The sequence below is a fragment of the Pseudomonas sp. GM25 genome, from assembly GCF_000282255.1.
Lineage (GTDB): Bacteria > Pseudomonadota > Gammaproteobacteria > Pseudomonadales > Pseudomonadaceae > Aquipseudomonas > Aquipseudomonas aphyarum.
Genome location: NZ_AKJQ01000021.1, coordinates 1 through 2,962, shown reverse-complemented (window position 1 = coordinate 2,962; position 2,962 = coordinate 1). Strand labels below are relative to the sequence as shown.

Sequence of the window (2,962 nt, the reverse complement as noted above, 5' to 3'; positions counted from 1 at the left end):
GTTTTGTTTTGCCCGCAGGAAAATGGATTGTTTGAATTCTATGCAGCGGCCCGGTGCATGGCTATTATTCGGGCCTCATTCTGAGGCGAGACCTGCATGCTGACGTTGTTGAACCTTCTGAAGGATGGTCGATTCCATTCCGGTCAGGCCCTGGGCGTTGCTCTGGGAATTAGTCGAAGTGCGGTGTGGAAGCAGCTTCAGCATCTGGAGGCGGAGCTTGGGTTATCCATACATAAAGTTCGAGGGCGGGGCTATCAATTGGCCTCGCCGCTGGCGTTGCTTGACTCGCTCGCAATAGAGGAAGGTCTTGCTGGCTGGTCTGTCAGTGTCTTCGATTCCATTGACTCAACTAATGCTGAATCGTTGCGAGCGGTAGATCGAGGGCGGGTTGCGCCTTTTCTAATACTGGCTGAGCGGCAGAGTTCCGGTCGAGGGCGCAGGGGGCGTAAATGGGTAAGTCCGTTTGCTGAAAACCTTTATTACAGCCTCGTGTTGCGTATCGATGGTGGGATGCGTCAGCTCGAGGGGCTAAGTCTCGTTGTCGGTCTCGCGGTCATGCAGACCCTGCGCGCGCTTGGGGTGCCAGGTGCGGGGCTGAAATGGCCCAATGATGTTTTGGTCGGGCGAAAAAAAATTGCAGGCATCCTGCTGGAGCTCGTCGGAGATCCAGCGGACGTTTGTCACGTAGTATTGGGCGTGGGCATTAATGTGAACATGCAGGCTACAGACGAAGTCGATCAGCAATGGACTTCAATGCGTCTAGAGTCGGGTAAATCTTGTGATCGCAATATTCTGGCGGTTGAGCTGAGTAAGCAGCTGCAACTCTATCTGCGACGTCACCAGTCAGGCGGCTTCTCTGCGCTTCAGGCAGAGTGGGAGGCGAGCCATTTGTGGCAGGGACAGCCGGTTTCTCTCACTGCCGGTGTCAATCAGGTAGAGGGTGTGGTGCTGGGAATCGATAATCAAGGCGCGCTGCGGCTAAAGGTAGATGGTGTGGAAAAGGTCTTTAGTGGTGGTGAGCTCAGCTTGAGGTTGCGTGATGATTCTTGAGCTCGATTGTGGAAACAGTTTTATCAAATGGCGGGTGCTGAGTGCAGAGTTGGGCGCCTTGGTCGCAGAAGGTGTGGTCGACTCTGATGGCGCCTTGGTCGACAGTCTTCGGTCGCTTGAGAAGATATCTCTCGGTAAATGTCGCCTTGTCAGCGTAAGAACTGAAGATGAGACCAATTTGCTGATTGGCTTGCTCAGGCGCGAGTTCGGCATTTCCGTTGTCTGTGCGTCGCCCGCTCGCGAGATGTCTGGCGTAACGAACGGTTACGACGACTATGAGCGCCTTGGTCTCGATCGCTGGCTGGCAATGCTTGGTGGTTTTCACCTGGCTAAAGGTGCTTGTCTGGTTCTTGATTTCGGGACGGCGGTGACTGCGGACTTTATCTCCGCGGACGGTGAGCATCTGGGAGGCTTCATTTGTCCTGGCATGCCGCTGATGCGTAATCAGTTGCGTACGCATACTCGAAAAATTCGCTACGGGGACCTGGCGGCGGAGCGGGCATTGACGAGTCAGGCTCCTGGGCGCAACACGGCTGAGGCTGTCGAGCGTGGCTGTTCGTTGATGCTAAGAGGATTCGTATTGACGCAACTGGAGATGGCGCGTTCCTACTGGGGTGATGATTACAGGGTCTTCATTACGGGTGGTGACGCCGAGCTGGTCTCAGATGTCGCCCCTGAGGCTCGGATTGTTTCCGATTTGGTGTTCGTGGGTTTGGCTATAGCGTGTCCTTTGTCCTGAGGTTTGTATGCGTTGGTTGTTCCTTCTGCTTCTGGTACTCAATGTGTTTTATTACGTCTGGCATCAGCAGGAGGCCCCGCTACGCGCAAAGGATGTCACGCCCCTCAGTCTTTATCGTGGTTCGCAACAGGATATTCGCTTGCTGAGTGAGGCTGGTGGTGATGCTTCCCGTGAAAAAAGGACTGGAGGAAAGCCTGATGGGGAGTGCCTTTATGTGGGGGGGGTGTCGCGCCCCGAGTCCGCTCAGGCGTTGGAGCAGCGTTTGACGGAGCTTGGAGCAAAAGCTCTTCCTTCGTCAAAAGAGTCTTCCGGCGGCTCATATTGGTTCCAGATTACGCCCGAAACCCAGCGTTTGCTGGGTGATGCTCAGTTACAAAACCTTTCCAAGGAATTCAATGAGTTAAAACATAAAATAATGCTGTGCGAGGGGGTTGCACCTACTGAATAGTTTGCATAGAATGGCGCCCGCTCCACAGCGAAGACCTGAAAAGGTTGCAGCAGCGGGGTGGTGTCAATGCAGCTAACCTCAGGTTTTTAAATGAGAAAATGCTTGACAGGGGTTTGGCATAGTATAGAATGCCGGCCTGATTAGGAGGGGTTCCCGAGCGGCCAAAGGGATCAGACTGTAAATCTGACGTCTACGACTTCGAAGGTTCGAATCCTTCTCCCTCCACCAGATTTTAGCGTGAGCTGCAGGCTCCGCGGGTATAGTTTAGTGGTAGAACCTCAGCCTTCCAAGCTGATGATGCGGGTTCGATTCCCGCTACCCGCTCCAAGTTTGCAGGTTGTGCAAAGTGTTACGCTCTTGTAGCTCAGTTGGTAGAGCACACCCTTGGTAAGGGTGAGGTCAGCGGTTCAAATCCGCTCAAGAGCTCCATATAACAAGGCAGATATGAAAATATCTGCCTTTGTTTTAATGGCTTGTGTTGGTTGCTCAATTTCTTCTGTTAGGGGTGATATCGATGGCTAAGGAAAAATTTGATCGTTCCCTGCCGCACGTCAACGTTGGCACCATCGGTCACGTAGACCACGGTAAAACCACGCTGACCGCTGCTCTGACTCGCGTCTGCTCCGAAGTTTTCGGTTCGGCCGTAGTTGAATTCGACAAGATCGACAGCGCTCCAGAAGAAAAAGCTCGCGGTATCACCATTAACACCGCGCACGTTGAGTACA

The 2,962-nt window shown here is 53.4% G+C and carries 4 protein-coding genes and 3 tRNA genes; all 7 read left to right on the top strand.

Features of this window, described 5'->3' with window-relative positions:
• The first annotated feature begins 96 nt into the window (after positions 1–96).
• Positions 97–1,050, top strand: coding sequence for a bifunctional biotin--[acetyl-CoA-carboxylase] ligase/biotin operon repressor BirA (gene birA, locus PMI24_RS06655; RefSeq protein WP_007952087.1), 954 nt, complete (start codon positions 97–99; stop codon positions 1,048–1,050).
• A complete protein-coding gene (locus PMI24_RS06650) occupies positions 1,040–1,789 on the top strand; it encodes a pantothenate kinase (protein WP_007952086.1) in 750 nt (249 codons plus the stop codon). Before birA ends, PMI24_RS06650 begins: the two co-directional genes overlap by 11 nt.
• Positions 1,790–1,796: 7 nt before the next feature.
• Positions 1,797–2,237 carry a hypothetical protein gene (locus tag PMI24_RS06645; protein ID WP_007952085.1) on the top strand — a complete coding sequence of 147 codons (441 nt, stop codon included), beginning with the start codon at positions 1,797–1,799 and terminating at the stop codon, positions 2,235–2,237.
• 143 nt (positions 2,238–2,380) lie between these two features.
• Positions 2,381–2,465, top strand: a tRNA-Tyr gene (locus PMI24_RS06640).
• A gap of 25 nt (positions 2,466–2,490) precedes the next feature.
• Positions 2,491–2,564, top strand: a tRNA-Gly gene (locus PMI24_RS06635).
• A gap of 26 nt (positions 2,565–2,590) precedes the next feature.
• Positions 2,591–2,666 (top strand) — tRNA-Thr (locus PMI24_RS06630).
• Positions 2,667–2,751: 85 nt separating this feature from the next.
• A partial coding sequence (locus PMI24_RS06625; protein WP_007952081.1) for a GTP-binding protein occupies positions 2,752–2,962 on the top strand: 211 nt, incomplete at its 3' end.